The organism is Pseudomonas sp. SD17-1 (genome assembly GCF_029201585.1).
Taxonomy (GTDB): Bacteria; Pseudomonadota; Gammaproteobacteria; order Pseudomonadales; family Pseudomonadaceae; genus Aquipseudomonas; species Aquipseudomonas palmensis.
Window position 1 is genome coordinate 3681786 of the sequence record NZ_CP104044.1, and the last position, 15105, is coordinate 3696890.

The 15105-nt window shown below is 67.4% G+C and carries 13 protein-coding genes; 8 read left to right on the forward strand and 5 right to left on the reverse strand.

The features are described 5' to 3' along the window. The first annotated feature begins 12 nt into the window (after positions 1 to 12). Complete coding sequence (locus tag N0B28_RS16680; protein WP_275727593.1) at positions 13 to 951, forward strand: helix-turn-helix transcriptional regulator; 939 nt, start codon at positions 13 to 15, stop codon at positions 949 to 951. Between the two features lie 124 nt (positions 952 to 1075). After that, positions 1076 to 3268 carry a TonB-dependent siderophore receptor gene (locus N0B28_RS16685; protein ID WP_116054834.1) on the forward strand — a complete coding sequence of 731 codons (2193 nt, stop codon included), beginning with the start codon at positions 1076 to 1078 and terminating at the stop codon, positions 3266 to 3268. Positions 3269 to 3381: 113 nt separating this feature from the next. Here N0B28_RS16685 and N0B28_RS16690 read toward each other — a convergent pair whose 3' ends face one another. Next, a complete protein-coding gene (locus N0B28_RS16690) occupies positions 3382 to 3945 on the reverse strand; it encodes a GNAT family N-acetyltransferase (protein WP_078480739.1) in 564 nt (187 codons plus the stop codon). A gap of 159 nt (positions 3946 to 4104) precedes the next feature. On the opposite strand from N0B28_RS16690, the gene N0B28_RS16695 reads away from it, so the two are divergent. Further along, complete coding sequence (locus N0B28_RS16695) at positions 4105 to 6519, forward strand: membrane-bound PQQ-dependent dehydrogenase, glucose/quinate/shikimate family (RefSeq protein ID WP_196932446.1); 2415 nt, start codon at positions 4105 to 4107, stop codon at positions 6517 to 6519. A gap of 5 nt (positions 6520 to 6524) precedes the next feature. Further along, positions 6525 to 7160, forward strand: coding sequence for a TetR/AcrR family transcriptional regulator (locus tag N0B28_RS16700; RefSeq protein WP_081315165.1), 636 nt, complete (start codon positions 6525 to 6527; stop codon positions 7158 to 7160). 80 nt (positions 7161 to 7240) lie between these two features. Here the strand turns inward: N0B28_RS16700 and ppnN are convergent, their stop codons facing one another. Further along, positions 7241 to 8614, reverse strand: a complete 1374-nt coding sequence (gene ppnN, locus N0B28_RS16705; RefSeq protein WP_043860910.1) for a nucleotide 5'-monophosphate nucleosidase PpnN — start codon at positions 8612 to 8614, stop codon at positions 7241 to 7243. Between the two features lie 149 nt (positions 8615 to 8763). After that, the gene (locus N0B28_RS16710) at positions 8764 to 9606 is read right to left on the reverse strand and encodes an SDR family oxidoreductase (RefSeq protein ID WP_058541240.1); all 843 of its coding nucleotides are present in this window, start codon (positions 9604 to 9606) and stop codon (positions 8764 to 8766) included. Positions 9607 to 9719: 113 nt separating this feature from the next. On the opposite strand from N0B28_RS16710, the gene N0B28_RS16715 reads away from it, so the two are divergent. Then, complete coding sequence (locus N0B28_RS16715; protein WP_236177089.1) at positions 9720 to 10658, forward strand: LysR substrate-binding domain-containing protein; 939 nt, start codon at positions 9720 to 9722, stop codon at positions 10656 to 10658. Here N0B28_RS16715 and N0B28_RS16720 read toward each other — a convergent pair. Together N0B28_RS16720 and N0B28_RS16725 are read right to left on the reverse strand one after the other, a co-directional pair. After that, complete coding sequence (locus N0B28_RS16720; protein ID WP_088515176.1) at positions 10597 to 11349, reverse strand: anti-sigma factor; 753 nt, start codon at positions 11347 to 11349, stop codon at positions 10597 to 10599. The two genes, N0B28_RS16715 and N0B28_RS16720, sit on opposite strands and share 62 nt — an antisense overlap. Continuing rightward, entirely contained in the window at positions 11346 to 11855 is a 510-nt protein-coding gene (locus N0B28_RS16725) for a sigma-70 family RNA polymerase sigma factor (protein ID WP_043860914.1), read from the reverse strand. The genes N0B28_RS16720 and N0B28_RS16725 overlap by 4 nt, the downstream gene beginning before the upstream one ends. A gap of 131 nt (positions 11856 to 11986) precedes the next feature. Between N0B28_RS16725 and N0B28_RS16730 the strand changes: the two genes are divergently transcribed. From N0B28_RS16730 to N0B28_RS16740, 3 genes are all read left to right on the forward strand, one after another. Continuing rightward, positions 11987 to 13030 carry a catalase family peroxidase gene (locus N0B28_RS16730; RefSeq protein ID WP_275727607.1) on the forward strand — a complete coding sequence of 348 codons (1044 nt, stop codon included), beginning with the start codon at positions 11987 to 11989 and terminating at the stop codon, positions 13028 to 13030. Then, positions 13027 to 13554: a cytochrome b gene (locus N0B28_RS16735; RefSeq protein WP_043860916.1), complete on the forward strand. Its 528-nt coding sequence runs from the start codon at positions 13027 to 13029 to the stop codon at positions 13552 to 13554. The genes N0B28_RS16730 and N0B28_RS16735 overlap by 4 nt, the downstream gene beginning before the upstream one ends. A 172-nt stretch (positions 13555 to 13726) precedes the next feature. After that, entirely contained in the window at positions 13727 to 14983 is a 1257-nt protein-coding gene (locus tag N0B28_RS16740; RefSeq protein WP_275727612.1) for an OprD family porin, read from the forward strand. The last annotated feature ends 122 nt before the right edge of the window (positions 14984 to 15105 follow it).

A 15105-nucleotide genomic window follows, 5' to 3' on the forward strand; every position in this document is an offset into this window, starting at 1 on the left:
CCGAGCCCTGTCTTGTCCGCGCCCACCCGCTACCTGCTGAGCGACTTCCATGCCCTGGGCCAGCGCTACGACGTGCACTATAGCCTGCCCGAAGGCGACGGCGGCGAGGACGATCCGTGCCTGATGCAGGGCCATATCAGCGAACATCGCCTGGCCCCCGGCTTCAGCCTGGTGAACTCCGACGTGCAGGCCTTCCACACCTACCGCGCCGATTCGCTGGACATGCCCGACCTGACCCTCGCGCTGGTACTTCAGGGTCAGGCCTCGATCACCTACACCCGCACCCAGCCCCTGCAACCAGGCGCCTGCATCACCGCGCTGTGCGGCGATGGCCGGCCGATGTCGGCACTGCACCGCGGTGGCGCGCACCTGCGCGGGCTCAACCTGTCGCTGCGCCGCCCGCAGGATGTGGGCGAAGAGGCCTTGGCCGAGCTGATCGAGGCTCGCCTGCGCGGCCACGGCTCGGCCCTGAGTTGCTGGGCCCTGCCGGCGCACCTGCTGGCGGGCATCGAAGACATGTTGTCCGGTCGCTGGCAAGGCACCCTGCAGCACCTGTTGTGCCAGGGCCTGAGCCTGCAACTGCTCAGCCACGGCCTGGCCAGTTTCGAAAGCCTGCCGGCCCCTTCGCCGGGCCTGTGCTCACGCGACCGGCTGATGCTCGAACGGGTGCGCGAGCACCTGCACCAACAGCCCGGCGACGAGCACGACCTCACCGAACTGGCGCGCCTGGCCTGCATGAGCAGCAGCTCGCTACGCAGCAAGTTCCGCGCGCTGTACGGCGAAACGGTGTTCGGCTACCTGCGCAACCGGCGCCTCGACCAGGCCCGCCAGTTGCTCGAACAGGGCTGGCAGATCCAGCAGGCCGCCCACCATGTCGGCTACCGCCACGCCAGCAATTTCGCCACCGCGTTTCGCCAGCGCTTTGGCCACGCCCCCCGCGAGACCGCCTGAAGTTCCCCACCCGACGCACGCTTTGGCAGCGCCCATAAGCAGTCTGGCATCTGCCAAACGTGGCCCCGCGAGCAACTGTGAATAATACGCAGACGATAACGATACTCTGCGGAGAACGATTCCCATGCAGCGCCGCCTTGCCCCCTCTACCCGACCGATCAGCAGCGTGCGTATCGCCCTGCTGGGCGGGGCCTTTGTCTCCCTGATGGCCAGTGCCGAGGAGTCCGCCGAAAAGCCGGTGCTGACACTGCAGGCCACCGACGTACAGGGCGAGGCGTACCGGCCGCAGACCACCGAAGGCAGCGCCAGCTACACCACCGGCGCGATGTCCACCGCCATCGGCTTGCCGATGTCGATCCGCGAAACCCCGCAGTCGGTCAGCGTGGTGACCCGCCAGCAGATCGAGGACGAGGGCCTGAGCAACACCGCGCAGATTCTCGACAGCGCGCCGGGCATTTCCCATGTGCGCAACGACAGCAATCGCCTGTCGTTCTCGGCGCGTGGTTTCACCATCGACAACTTCCAGTTCGACGGCCTGGCCTCGCCGATCAACGGCTTCTGGAACTTCGGCGCCACCGAGATGGACTCGGCCATCTATGATCGCGTCGAGATCGTGCGCGGTTCCACCGGCCTGCTGACCGGCGCCGGCAGCCCGTCGGCGGCGGTCAACTTCGTGCGCAAGCGCCCGCTGCCCGAGTTCGCCGCCAGCGGCTCGGCGGGCATCGGGCGCTGGGACGAGCGACGGGGTGATGTGGACGTGTCGGCCCCGCTGACCGAGGACGGGCGCATCGCCGCGCGGGTGGTGGCCGCCTATTCGCAGAAGGACAGCCACGTCAGCTACCTGGACTACGGCTCGCGCACCTTGTACGGCGTGGTCAGCAGCGAACTGGGCCCGCGCACCCGGCTGACCACCAGCCTGGAGTACCAGAAGAACGAAACCGACGGCATGGGCAGCGGCTTTCCGCTGTTCTACAAGGACGGCGGGCGTACCGATTTCGGCCGATCGGCGGCCAACAACACCAAGTGGGGCTACTTCGGCACCGAGTCCACCACCGCCTTCGTCGACCTCGAGCACCAGCTGGAAAACGACTGGAAGCTGCGCGCCGCCTACAGCCGCTTCGAAGGCAACTACCGCATGCGCTACCTGTACCGCGGCGGCTACCCGGACCGCGAAACCGGGCGCGGCATGTCGGCCAGCTTCCTCAAGTACGAGGGCGAACGCACCCGTGACGACTGGCACCTGACCGCCAGCGGGCCGTTCCAGCTGCTGGGCCGCAGCCACGAACTGGCGTTCGGTGCGATGAGCATCGACGACGACCTGACCATCGACCAGTTCAGGCCGCTGGGCACGGTGCCGGATACCGGCAACTTCATGGACTGGAACAGCAACCACATTGCCGAGCCCGCCTGGTCCAACGTGCGTGCCTCGGGCGATGCCACCCACACCCGGCAGAACGGCGGCTACGCGGTAACGCGCCTGTCGCTGGCCGACCCGCTGCACCTGATACTCGGCGCACGGGTCAGCAACTGGGAAATCGACCAGGACTACTACGGCAGCCTGCGCCAGTACCGCTACCGCAACGAAGTGACGCCCTACGCGGGGCTGGTGTATGACCTGAACTCGACCTACAGCCTGTACACCAGCTACACCAGCATCTTCAACCAGCAGAACGCGCGAGGGCCGGACGGCAGCATCCTCGACCCGGTGACCGGTGACAGCTACGAGGCCGGCATCAAGGCCGGCTACCTGGACGGTCGCCTGAACGCAGCGCTGGCGGTGTACCGCACCCAGCAGGAGGGTTTGGCCGAAGCGATCCCGGGGGTGAACGTGGAGGGGCGCCCCAATGAGCAGGCGTACAAGGCCGGCACCGGGGCGCGGGTCGACGGCTTCGACCTGGAGCTGGCCGGACAGCTCACCGAGCAGTGGAACCTGTCGGCCAGCTACACCCACTTCATTGCCCGCAATGCCGACGACAAGGCGATCAACACCAACCACCCGCGCACCCAGGCCAAGCTGTTCACCACCTACCGTCTGGGCGGTGTGCTGGACAAGCTGACCGTGGGCGGAGGCGCGACGTGGCGCAGTGGCGTGTCACGCAGCGACGTGGCGATGCCGGGCGGTTTCACCGACCTGGAGCAAGGCGGCTACACGCTGGTCAGCCTGATGAGCCGTTACGCCCTCAACGACCACCTGAGTGTCAGTGCGCATGTCGACAACCTGTTCGACAAGCGTTACTACGAGCAGATCGGCTTCTACAGCCAGGGCTGGTACGGCGAGCCGCGCAACCTGCGCCTGAGCGTGCGCGCCACCTTCTGACCGCATCGCGGGTCAAGCCCGCTCCCACAAGTACTGCGCCGGCCCCAGGAACATCGCAATACCTGTGGGAGCGGGCTTGACCCGCGATGGGCTGCAAGGCAGCCCCGCCTCAATCATCCCTCAACCCTGCGCTCGAATATCCAGGTGTCATGCACCCCATGCCACGGTGTATCGCGCACACCCTCCACCACCCGCACCACCTCGAACCCAAGCGCCCTGGCCAGCCCATGGCTGGCGCCGTTCACCGACGCCGCGGTCAGGCGCAGGGTGCCGAAATCCTGCGCCGCCAGCAGCGCGCCGATGCCTTCGCTCATCAACCCCTGCCCGCTGTACCCGACGTTGGCCCAGTACCCCAGCACATGCGCATGCTCGCCCGCAGGGTCCGGATACAGGCCGGCACAGCCAATCACCGCGGTCTGATCGGCCGTGAGAATGAAGTAACGTTTCTCGGCCGCCACCCGCGCGTGGTCCAGCAACGCCTGGCGCAGGTTGTTGCGCGTGTCCTGCAACGCCGGTGCGGCCTTGGCCCACGGCAAAAACGGCTGGTGCAGCACAAAGCTGTCGATCAACGCCTGGTTCACCCACGGCGCCAACGCCGCATCCGGCATCACCACCACCGTCCTGGGCGTACTCGCCACCACCTGCAACACCATGCCTGCACTCCCCTTGCTGTTCATCCTGATCCCGATGATTGTCACAAAAAATTTCACCGGTGCGACATTTTGTCTTTCATTGCCGCCTGAACAGGTTCAAAATAAAACTGTACCGTACAGTACTAAACATGAATCCACGCCCCCATGCCCGCGCAGCTGGGGTCGTGTCATGGACAAACAGGAATGAAAAACACAGATAACCCGGGGGCCCCTGCCCCTGCTTCAACTCGCCTTGCCTTTTACATCTTCGGTACCCTGCTCGGCCTCAGCGGCCTGGCCCTGGCGGTCGGCGGTGTGCGCCTGGCCACCCTCGGCGGCTCGTGGTACTACCTGCTGGCCGGCCTGGGCATGCTGCTGGCCGGTGTGCTCTATGCCCGGCGCAAGCCGCTGGGCGCCGGCCTGATGGCGCTGGTGTTCGGCGCCACCGTCATCTGGTCGCTGTGGGAAGTCGGCCTGCGCTTCTGGCCACTGGTGCCGCGCCTGGCGCCGTTCCTGGTGATCGGCCTGGTGGCGGCGGTGTTGCATCCGTACCTGGCCGGCGGCCGTCAGCGTGGCCTCAGCCATGCCTGCGCCGCCCTGTTCGGGCTGGCCCTGGTGGCCGGCGGCGCCTCGACCTTCGTGCCGCACGGGGTCATGCACGCCACCACGGAACCTGTGCTCGACACCCCGGCCACCACGGCCGGCGCCCCCCAGGACTGGCAGCACTACAGCAACGGCCCGCAGGGCACGCGCTTCACGCCGCTGGACCAGATCAACAAGGGCAACATCGACAAGCTCCAGGTGGCCTGGACCTACCGCACCGGCGAGATCGCCGAAGGCGCCTCCGAGTCGCAGAACACGCCGATCCAGATCGCCGACACGGTGTACACCTGCACCCCGTTGAGCAAGGTCATCGCGCTGGATGCCGACACCGGCAAGGAGCGCTGGACCTTCGACTCCAAGCCCGCCAACGACAAGACCTGGAACCGCTGCCGCGGCCTTGGCTACTACGAGCCGGCCAAGGTCCAGAAGCCGTTCCAGTTCGCTGACCTGGCACCCGCCCCACGCGCCACGGGTGGTGTGTGCGCCAAGCGCATCGTGCAGGTCACCATGGATGCACGGCTGATCGAGATCGACGCCGACACCGGCAAGCCGTGCGAAGACTTCGGCGACAAGGGCTCGGTCGACCTGACCCAGGGCCTGGGCCTGGTGGATGAAGGCGTGCCGTACTACGCCTACACCTCCGCGCCCACCGTGGCACGCAACCTGATCATCCTCGGCGGCTGGGTCTTCGATGGCCGCTCCACCGACGAACCGTCAGGCGTGGTGCGTGCCTTCAGCGCCGACACCGGCGAACTGGTGTGGGCGTGGGACCTGGGCAACCCGGCCATCACCAAGCTGCCACCGGAGGGCGAAACCTATACCCGCAGCACGCCGAACATGTGGTCTACCCCGGCGTTCGATGACGAACTGGGCCTGGTCTACCTGCCTACCGGCAACCAGCAGCCCGATTTCTGGGGTGGCGATCGCCCGGCGCTGACCGAGAAATACTCGTCTGCCGTGGTTGCCCTGGACATGGCCACCGGCCGCGAGCGCTGGACCTTCCAGACCGTGCACCACGACATCTGGGACTACGACGTGGCTGCCCAGCCGGCGCTGTACGACGTGCCGGACGGCAAGGGCGGCAAGATCCCCGCGCTGATCCAGCTGACCAAGCGCGGGCAGATCTTCCTGCTCGACCGTCGCACCGGCAAGCCGATTGCCGACGTGGTCGAAAAACCCGTGCCCCAGGCCCATGCCGAAGGCGACTGGGTAGCCAAGACCCAACCCTACTCGGTAGGCATGCCGGCGCTGGGCGCCGAACCGCTGACCGAACAGGACATGTGGGGCGCGACCTTCTTCGACCAGCTGATGTGCCGCATCAACTTCCGCGAACTCAACTACGAGGGTGAGTTCACCGCACCGAGCACCCGCGACACCCTGATCTACCCGGGCTACTACGGTGGCTTCAACTGGGGCGGCGCGGCCATCGACGAGCGCAACGGCTACCTGTTCCTCAACGACATCCGCATCCCGCAGGTGGTCAAGCTGGTCAAGCGTGAAAACGTCGACCTGTCGCACCTCAAGTCCGGGCACGGCGTGGGCAGTACCTACCCGATGGACGGCACGCCGTTCGTGATCGACCACAAGGCCTTCAACTCGCCACTGGGCATCCCCTGCCAGAGCCCGCCATGGGGCGTGTTCGCCGCCATCGACCTGAAAACCCGCAAGCAGGTCTGGGAACGTCCGGCCGGTACGGTGCAGGACGCGGTGATCAATGGCGTGCGTGCCAACCTGCCGATCCCGCTGGGCATGCCCACCCTGGGCGGCGGCGTGAGCACCGGTGCCGGGCTGGTGTTCTATGCCGGTACCCAGGACTACTACCTGCGGGCACTGGACATCGCCACGGGCGAGGAAGTGTGGAAGGGTCGCCTGCCGGTCGGCGGCCAGGCCACACCGATGAGCTACGTGTCGCCGCGCTCGGGCCGTCAGTACGTGGTGGTGGTGGCCGGCGGTGCGCGCCAGTCTCCAGATCGCGGGGATTACGTGATAGCGTACGCGCTCCCTGACAAAGAGTAGCGCCCATGACCCCGTTGCACCGTGCCCCGACTTCCCCTACGAGCCGAAGTGTGGAGCGCAGGCGCAACCTGCTGGTGACCGCCAGCGAGCTGTTTCTGGAGCACGGCTACGATGGCGTCAGCATGGACGCCATCGTAGCCGCGGCAGGCGGTTCCAAGGCCACCATCTACCGCTACTTCGGCAGCAAGAACGAGCTGCTGGTGGCGGTGGTGGAGTACCTGTGCGACGACTTCATCATCGACCTGCGCCAGCTGGACACCAGCACCGTGGGCCTGGCCGAGGGGCTGCGGCTGATCCTCGACCAGTTGGTGGCGGTGGTCACCAGCCCGCGGCACGTGGCGTTCTACCGCCTGGTGGTCAATGGCACGGCGCATGTGCCCGAAGTGGGCCAGACTTGGTACGAGCATGGCCCGCAGGTGTGGCATTCGCTGATTCTGCGCTTGCTCGAAGGCCAGCGCGGGCAAGGGGCAGTGGCCGCGGATGCATCGCTGTCGGAACTGCCGCACGTACTGTTCGATGCGCTGTTCTCGCACCTCACCACACGCACCGTGATGCTCGGGCAGCACTGCACGGCCGAAGCGTTCCGGCCGATGATCGATGAGCTGACCGGGTTGGTGCTCAGGCGTTTGCAGCAGGGCTGATCGTTTTGGCCCATTCGCCGGCAAGGCCGGCTCCTACAGGTCGTGCACCGTCTGTAGGAGCCGGCCTTGCCGGCGAAGCTTCAGCTCACCACGCGGTAGCACGGCTCATACGCCGCCCCACCCGGCAGCTTCATCCGATGCTGCTCCACGAACGCCTGCAACAGCTTGTCCAGTGGCTGCATGATCGCGGTATCGCCATGGATCTCGTACGGCCCATGCTCCTCGATCAGGCGAATGCCCTTGTCCTTCACGTTGCCCGCCACGATCCCGGAGAACGCACGGCGCAGGTTCGCCGCCAGCTCGTGCGCCGGCAAGTCGCGGCTCAGTTGCAGGCTGGCCATGTTGGCGTGGGTCGGGTCGAACGGGCGCTGGAAGCCCTCTTCGATCTTCAGCATCCAGTTGAAGTGGAACGCATCGTTGCGCTCGCGGCGGAACTGCTTGACCTGCCTGAGCCCCTCGGTCATCTGCCGCGCCACCTGGGCCGGGTCATCGATGATGATCTCGTACAGCGCATGGGCCGCCTCGCCCAGGGTGGCGCCGACAAAATCATGCAGCTGCTGCAGGTACGCCTCGGCGCTGCGCGGGCCGGTGAGGATCACCGGGAACGGCAGGTCGCGGTTTTCCGGGTGCATCAGGATGCCCAGCAGGTACAGGAACTCCTCGGCCGTGCCCGCGCCACCAGGGAAGATGATGATGCCGTGGCCCACGCGCACGAAGGCTTCCAGGCGCTTTTCGATGTCCGGCAGAATCACCAGCTCGTTGACGATCGGGTTCGGCGCCTCGGCGGCGATGATGCCCGGCTCGGTCAGTCCCAGGTAGCGACCGATGCTCATGCGCTGCTTGGCGTGGGCGATGGTGGCGCCCTTCATCGGCCCCTTCATCACGCCCGGCCCGCAGCCGGTGCAGATGTCCAGCTTGCGCAGGCCCAGCTCGTGGCCGACCTTCTTGGTGTACTGGTATTCCTCGGTGCTGATCGAGTGGCCGCCCCAGCACACCACCATCTTCGGCTCCACGCCCGGGCGCAGGGTGCGCGCGTTGCGCAGCAGCTGGAAGACATAGTCGGTGATGCCCTGGGAGCTTTCCAGGTCGATGCCCATGCGGTCCAGTTCGCTTTCGGTGTAGACGATGTCGCGCAGGGCGCTGAACAGCATTTCGCGGGTGCTGGCGATCATTTCGCCATCGACGAAGGCGTCGGCCGGCGCGTTCAGCAACTCAAGGCGCACGCCGCGGTCCTGCTGGTGGATACGGACTTCGAAGTCCTTGTAGGCGTCGAGAATGGTCTTGGCGTTGTCGACGTGGGCGCCGGTATTGAGGATGGCCAGGGCGCACTGGCGGAACAGGGTGTAGATGCTGCCGGAACCGGCTTCGCTCAGTTGCTGCACTTCACGTTGGGAGAGTGTCTCCAGGCTGCCTTTGGGGCTGACAGATGCGTTGATTACGTGTCTTGGGGTCATTCTGGATTCCATATGTACGACGCCAGCGAACGGCTGTGGCATCGGGGTATTAACGCCTGACGCAATGCTGCATACAGGTTTTATCAGGTGGCCGGTCGCAATGGCAAACGGTCTGCCTGAAAGAGTAGGCGCGATCCCCCGGCGATGCCTCAGATTCCGTGCGCCGCCCAGCACTGCGCCACCTGCTCGGGCTGCTGCGCCTCGACCCCGCGCAGATCCCTCGGGTAGGTGACCCCCGCCTGCTCCTCGAAGCGCGTGGCCACGAACTGCCCGTTGCTGGCGCGCAGCACCTGCCCCGTCACCTGGCACGCGTCCGACACCAGGTACACCACCCCCGGCACCACCCACTCGGGCTTGAGGTCATCCGGCTCGCCCTCCTCGCCCCACATGCGCGTGCGCGCCACCGGCGAAACCGCGTTGACCAGAATGCCGTGTGCGGCGCCCTCTTCGCTCAAGGCATTCATGATGCCCAGCTGCGCCATCTTGCCGGCCGCATAGGCCGCCAGCCCGGTTTGCGCGTAGCACGCATACATCGCCCGGTCGGAGGTCGTCAGCACCACACGCGGCGCGGCGCTGGCCTTCAGGTGCGGCCAGGCGTGCTTGCACAGCCACAAGGGCGCTTGCACGTTGATCGCCAGGGCGCGCTCGACAAAGCCTGCATCCACCTGCTCGATCGGCTGGTACCCCACCCAGCCGGCGTTGTGGATCACCCCGTCGAGGCCGCCGAACTGCTCCACAGTGCGTGCCACCAGCGCCTCACAGGCCGCTTCATCGGCCAGTTCGGCGCAGTGCCCGAGTACCTGGTGCCCCGCCGCCCGCAGGGCCTGGGCCGCCTGTTCGACCGGGCCGGGGTCGGTGCCGCAGCCGGCGCGGTCGGCGCCGCGGTCGGTAATGACCACCTGCGCGCCGCGCTCGGCCAGGGCCCTGGCGTAGGCAAGCCCCAGGCCGCGGGCGGCGCCGGTGACGAGAAAGGTGCGATGGGTGAAGTTCATGGGCGCTCTCCTGTAAAGTCGTCGAGCCTATCGAGCGCGCCGCGCAAAGTTGAATATTATCGAAGGCCGGTTCCGATACCCGTCAGATATCGCACCGCGCCAGGGACGCCGCCATGATCGAGACCCGCCTGTTACGCCAGTTCATCGTCGTTGCCGAAGAACTGCACATCCACCGCGCCGCCGAACGCCTGCACATGGCCCAGCCGCCGCTGAGCCAGGCGATTGCGCGGCTGGAACAGAAGCTCGGTTGCACGCTGCTGGTACGTCACTCGCGCGGGGTGTGCCTGACCGGCGCCGGCCAGGCCTTCGTCGAGACCGCGCGCGCCACCCTGAGCCTGCTGGACCAGGGCGCCGAACACGCCCGCGAGGTGGCCGACGGGGTCAGCGGGCACCTGCGCATCGGCAGCCTGGCACTGGCCGGCTACCCGCCGCTGCTCGAGGCCCTGCGCCGGTTTCGCACGCAGTGGCCCAAGGTGCGCCTGAGCCTGCAGCAGCAACCCTCGGCGCAACTGGCCGAGGGCGTGCTGGGTGGTGAACTGGACGTGGCCTTCATGCGCCAGTTGCCGGGGCTGAGCGAGCGCCTGCACAGCCGGCTGATCCTCGACGAGCCGCTGCTGCTGGCGGTGCCTGCCGGGCACCGACTGGCCCACGGTGGCCCGGTGCACCTGGGCGAGGCCGCAGACGAAGACTTCGTGTTCACCCCGCCGGCCCTGGGCAGCGGCTTTCACCAGCAGATGCTGAGCCTGTGCGAACGCGCCGGCTTCACCCCGCGCATCAGCCAGCAGGCGGCGCAGATGCAGACACTGGTCAGCCTGGTGGGCTGCGGGTTCGGCGTGGCCCTGGTGCCGCAGGCGGCGGCGCGGGCCAACCGCCAGGACGGCGTGCACTTCTGTGCCCTGCACGACACCCCGCCGCTGGGCCTGTACATGGTGTGCCCGGGGGAGCAGAGCACCCCGCAGGCACGCCACTTCATGGACCTGTTCGCACCCGCTACAGGGCAATCCCCAGTGCCTGGCGCAACTGCGCGGCACGCGGCTCTGCTGCCGGGCTGACCAGCGCGTAGTTGTAGGCGCCCTGCGACCAGTAGCGGGCCTGCAACTCGCCGTCCACCCGCTCGCCACTGGGCATGCGCGCATAGTGCTCGCCGGGCGAGCGCAGGAACAGGCTGACCCGCTCGCCGCTGGCATCCTGGAACAGCAGCAGCGCCGCCGGCCCCTGCTCGTTGCTGAGCAACCTCGCGCCCACCGGCGTGAAGCCATAGGCCGAGAGGTCCGGCAACTGCCCTGCCTGGGCAAAGTGCTCGCCCAGCCAGGCCTGCAATTGCCCCGGCCGCTGCACGTTCAGGTCCAATGTGCCCGACTGGGCAAACAGGCGGTGCGCCTGCACGGCATCGGCCATCGGTGCGAGGCCCGCCTGCAGGCTCGACTCGCGCGCCTGCCAGCCGCCCAGGCCACCGATGCCCAGTGCCACCAGCAGCATCGCCGCGCTGGCCCATTGGCGGCGATGGCGCTGGCGCACGGCGCGGCGCACGGCTGCCGGGTCGAGCCGCGGGTTCGCGGGCTGCTCGGCCAGCCCGGCCAGGGCGGTGCGCAGCAGGCGTGCATCGGCGCGCCAGCCCTCGACCCGCGCCGCCTGCTCGGGGTGGGCTGCCAGGTACAGTTCTACCTCGCGGCGGCGCGCCGTCTCGAGGCGTTCGTCGACATAGGCGTGCAACTCGTCTTCGGACGGGATCAGCCGGCTCATTTCAACCTCCGCAATGCCGGGGGCGGCGTATTGCCCTCGGCCAGTTCTCGCATTGCCGCACGCGCCCGCGACAGGCGCGACATCACCGTGCCGATGGGCACGTCCAGGGCCTGGGCGGCCTCCTTGTAGCTCAGACCCTCGACACTCACCAGCAGCAACAGCGCCCGTTGCTCGGTGGGCAGGCGCGCGAATGCGGCCAGGCCCGACTCGGCGAGCACGATATCCTCGGTGCTGCTGCCCACCGCCTCGTCGCGCCCGAACCACGCCAGCCAGCGGGCATGCCGGCGCTCGCGGCGCTTGGCGTCGATGAACAGCCGGTACAGGATCGCGAACAGCCAGGCGCGCAGGCTGTCATCGCCACGCTGCTGGCCGCGCCGGCTCAGGGCGCGCTCCACCGTGGCCTGCACCAGGTCGTCGGCGCTGCTGGCCTCGCGGGTCAGCCACAAGGCAAAGCGGCGCAGGCGCTGGAGCATGTCGCGCAACTGGTCGTCATCAAGATCGTTCATGGTCGGGGTTCTGGGCGGCTGGCAGTCAGTGTACGAGGCAGACGCTCGCCGCCGAAATTTATTCCCGCCGGCGTGGAATAAAACCTGGTGCGGTGCGTCGTACCGGCTCATTCACTGACCGGATCGCCGCCATGAGCACTCCGTTAAACGGTCGCGCCCGCACCCTGCGCCTGGCCGTCATCGGCCTGGGTATCGCCGCCCTGGGCGCAAGCTTTGCCTACGCTGCCGGCTGGATCGGCCCGCAGCGCCTGACCCCGCAACGCATCATCGACACCTTCGAGGCCCAGGCCGGGCACTACCCCGGCTATCGAAAGAATCACGCCAAGGGCCTGTGCGTGAGCGGCTATTTCGACAGCAGCGGCCAGGCGGCCAGCTGGTCGCGGGCCCGGGTGTTCAGCCAATCCAGAGTGCCGGTGATCGGACGTTTCGCCATCGGCGGCGCCAACCCGTTCAGCGCCGACGCCAGTGTCGCCACCCGCAGCCTGGCGCTGCAGTTCAGCAGCGACGACGGTCAGCGCTGGCGTACCGGCATGAACACCCCGCCAGTGCTGGCCGTCAGCGATGCCGCAGGGTTCTACGAACAGGTGCTGGCCTCGACGCCCGACCCGGCCACCGGCAAGCCGGACCCGGCGGCCCTGCAGGCGTTTTTCGCCAGGCATCCCGAAAGCGCCGCCTTCCGCCAGTGGGCCAGGGACTACAAGCCCTCCGACAGCTTTGCCAGCTCGGCCTTCAACAGCATCAACGCGTTTCGCCTGGTGGATGCGGCGGGCAAGGTGCAGTACGTGCGCTGGAGCCTGCAGCCGCACAGCGACTTCGCCCCGTTGCCAGCCCAGGTCGACGACAGGAACTTCCTTCAGCACGACCTGCAGCAACGCCTGGCCAAGGGCCCGCTGCGCTGGACCCTGCGCCTGACCCTGGCCGGCGCCGACGACCCGGTGGACGACCCCGCGCGCCCCTGGCCCGTCACCCGCCAGCAGGTCGATGCCGGCACCCTGGTGATCGACCACGTCAATGCGCCCGAGCAGGGCGAATGCCGTGACCTGAACTTCGACCCGCTGATACTGCCCGACGGCATCCAGGCCTCGGCCGACCCGATCCTGGCCGCCCGCTCGGCCGCCTATGCCGAATCCTTCAACCGGCGCAGCCGCGAAACCGCCCTGGGGGCCCACCCATGAACCTGCACCCGTCCACCCGCTTCCACCCGTTGGCGCGCCTGCTGCACTGGCTGATGGCCGTGTTGATCCTGGCGATGCTGTTTGTCGGCGTGAGCATGGTCGCCGACCTCTCGCCCCGCCACCCATGGCTGGTCAGCCTGCACAAGGCCATCGGCCTGGCCCTGCTGGTGCTGGTGGTGCTGCGCATCGCCACACGCCTGCGTTACGCCACCCCGCCCCTGCCCAGCGACCTGCCACGCCTGCAGCAGTGGGCCGCCAAGGCTTCGCACCTGCTGCTGTACGGGTTGATGCTGGGCATGCCGCTGATCGGCTGGGGCATGCAATCGGCCGGTGGCTACCCGCTGCCGTGGCAACTGCCGGCCATCGCGCCCCACGACCTGCGCCTGTACGCCCTGCTGCGCGCCCTGCACGGCTGGCTGGCGTACCTGCTGTTTGCCACCGTGCTGGTGCATATCGCCGCCGCACTGGTGCACGGTTTTGTCCGCCGCGATGGCGTGTTGCGCAGCATGTGGCCGGGGCGCTGAGCGCGCCGGCGCAGCAACAGGCAACCTACCTGGCAAAGGGCATAACGTTAACACGTTAACTTTTTTCGCTCGCAAGCCTGCAAAGGCTTTCGGGGCAAAAAGATAATATGTTAATTATATGCCCGCACCGCAGCAGCGGCTGCCGCCAGAACAACAACAAAAGGTAGATTGCATGTCGTTTTCCCGCCGTCCCCTGACGGCCAGCGCCGGCCTGTGCGCCGCGCTTGCGCCGTTGCTTGTGCAGGCCGATTTCATCCAGGACAGCAAGGCCAGCCTGGAGGCCCGCAACTTCTATTTCAGCCGCGACTTTCGCCAGCACGCCGCGCCCCAGAGCCAGGCGCGGGAGTGGGCCCAGGGCTTCATCCTGCGCATGGAATCGGGTTACACCGAAGGCACCCTGGGCGTTGGCCTGGATGCGCTGGGCGAGCTGGGCCTGAAGCTCGACTCCAGCAAGGCGCACCGGGGCACCGGCCTGCTGCCGTTCGGCGCCAGCCAGGAGCCGGCGCACGACTACAGCGAACTGGGCCTGACCGCCAAGCTGCGCCTGGGCAAGAGCGTGCTCAAGCTCGGCACCTTGCAGCCCACCTTGCCGGTTGCCTCGATCAACGACGTGCGCCTGCTGCCCTCGACCTACAACGGCAGCCTGCTGACCTCGCAGGACATCGACGGCCTGACCCTGAACGTGGGCCGTCTGGAAAAACAGAACCTGCGCGACTCCTCGAGCAACGACCAGATGAGCTATGCCGGTGTCCAGAGCAGCCACCTGGACCTGGCAGGCGGCACCTACGCGCTGCGCCCCAACCTGGCGCTGAGCTACTACTACGCACAGATGCACGACCTCTACCGCCAGCACTACGCCGGGCTGGTGCATGACCTGCCGCTGACCGAAGGCGTGAGCCTGCGCAGCGACCTGCGCTACTTCGACACCCGCGAACAAGGCAACGCCAACCTGCGTTCCGCTGCGCGGGTGGACGGCGGGCGCATCGACAACCGCTTCTTCAACGGCATGCTGACCCTGGGCGTGGGCGCGCACAAATTCGGCCTGGGCTACCAGAACCTCTCGGGGGACGGCGACTTCGCCTACCCGGGGCTGGACCCGTACTCGGTCAACCTGGTGACGGTGAATGTGTTCACCAAGGCCGAAACCGATGCGTGGCAGGCGCGCTACGACTACAACTTCGCCGCGCTGGGGCTGCCGGGGCTGAGCTTCATGACCCGCTATGTGAATGGCAACCATATCCAGACCGCGACGGTGAGCGGCGGCAAGGAATGGGAGCGCGATACCGACATCGCCTATGTGGTGCAGAGCGGGCCGCTGAAGAACGTGAGCGTACGATTGCGCAATGCGACGTTCCGTTCCAGTGGCGGGTTGACCAGCGATATCGACGAGAACCGCTTGATCGTGGGGTATACGCTGGCGTTGTGGTAATCGCCGAGGGGCCGCGTGGCGGCCCTTTCGCGGGGCAAGCCCGCTCCCACAGCCAAACCGCTGCCTTGCAGGACGGTGCAGACCCTGTGGGAGCAGGCTTGACCCGCGATGCGCCCAGCGCT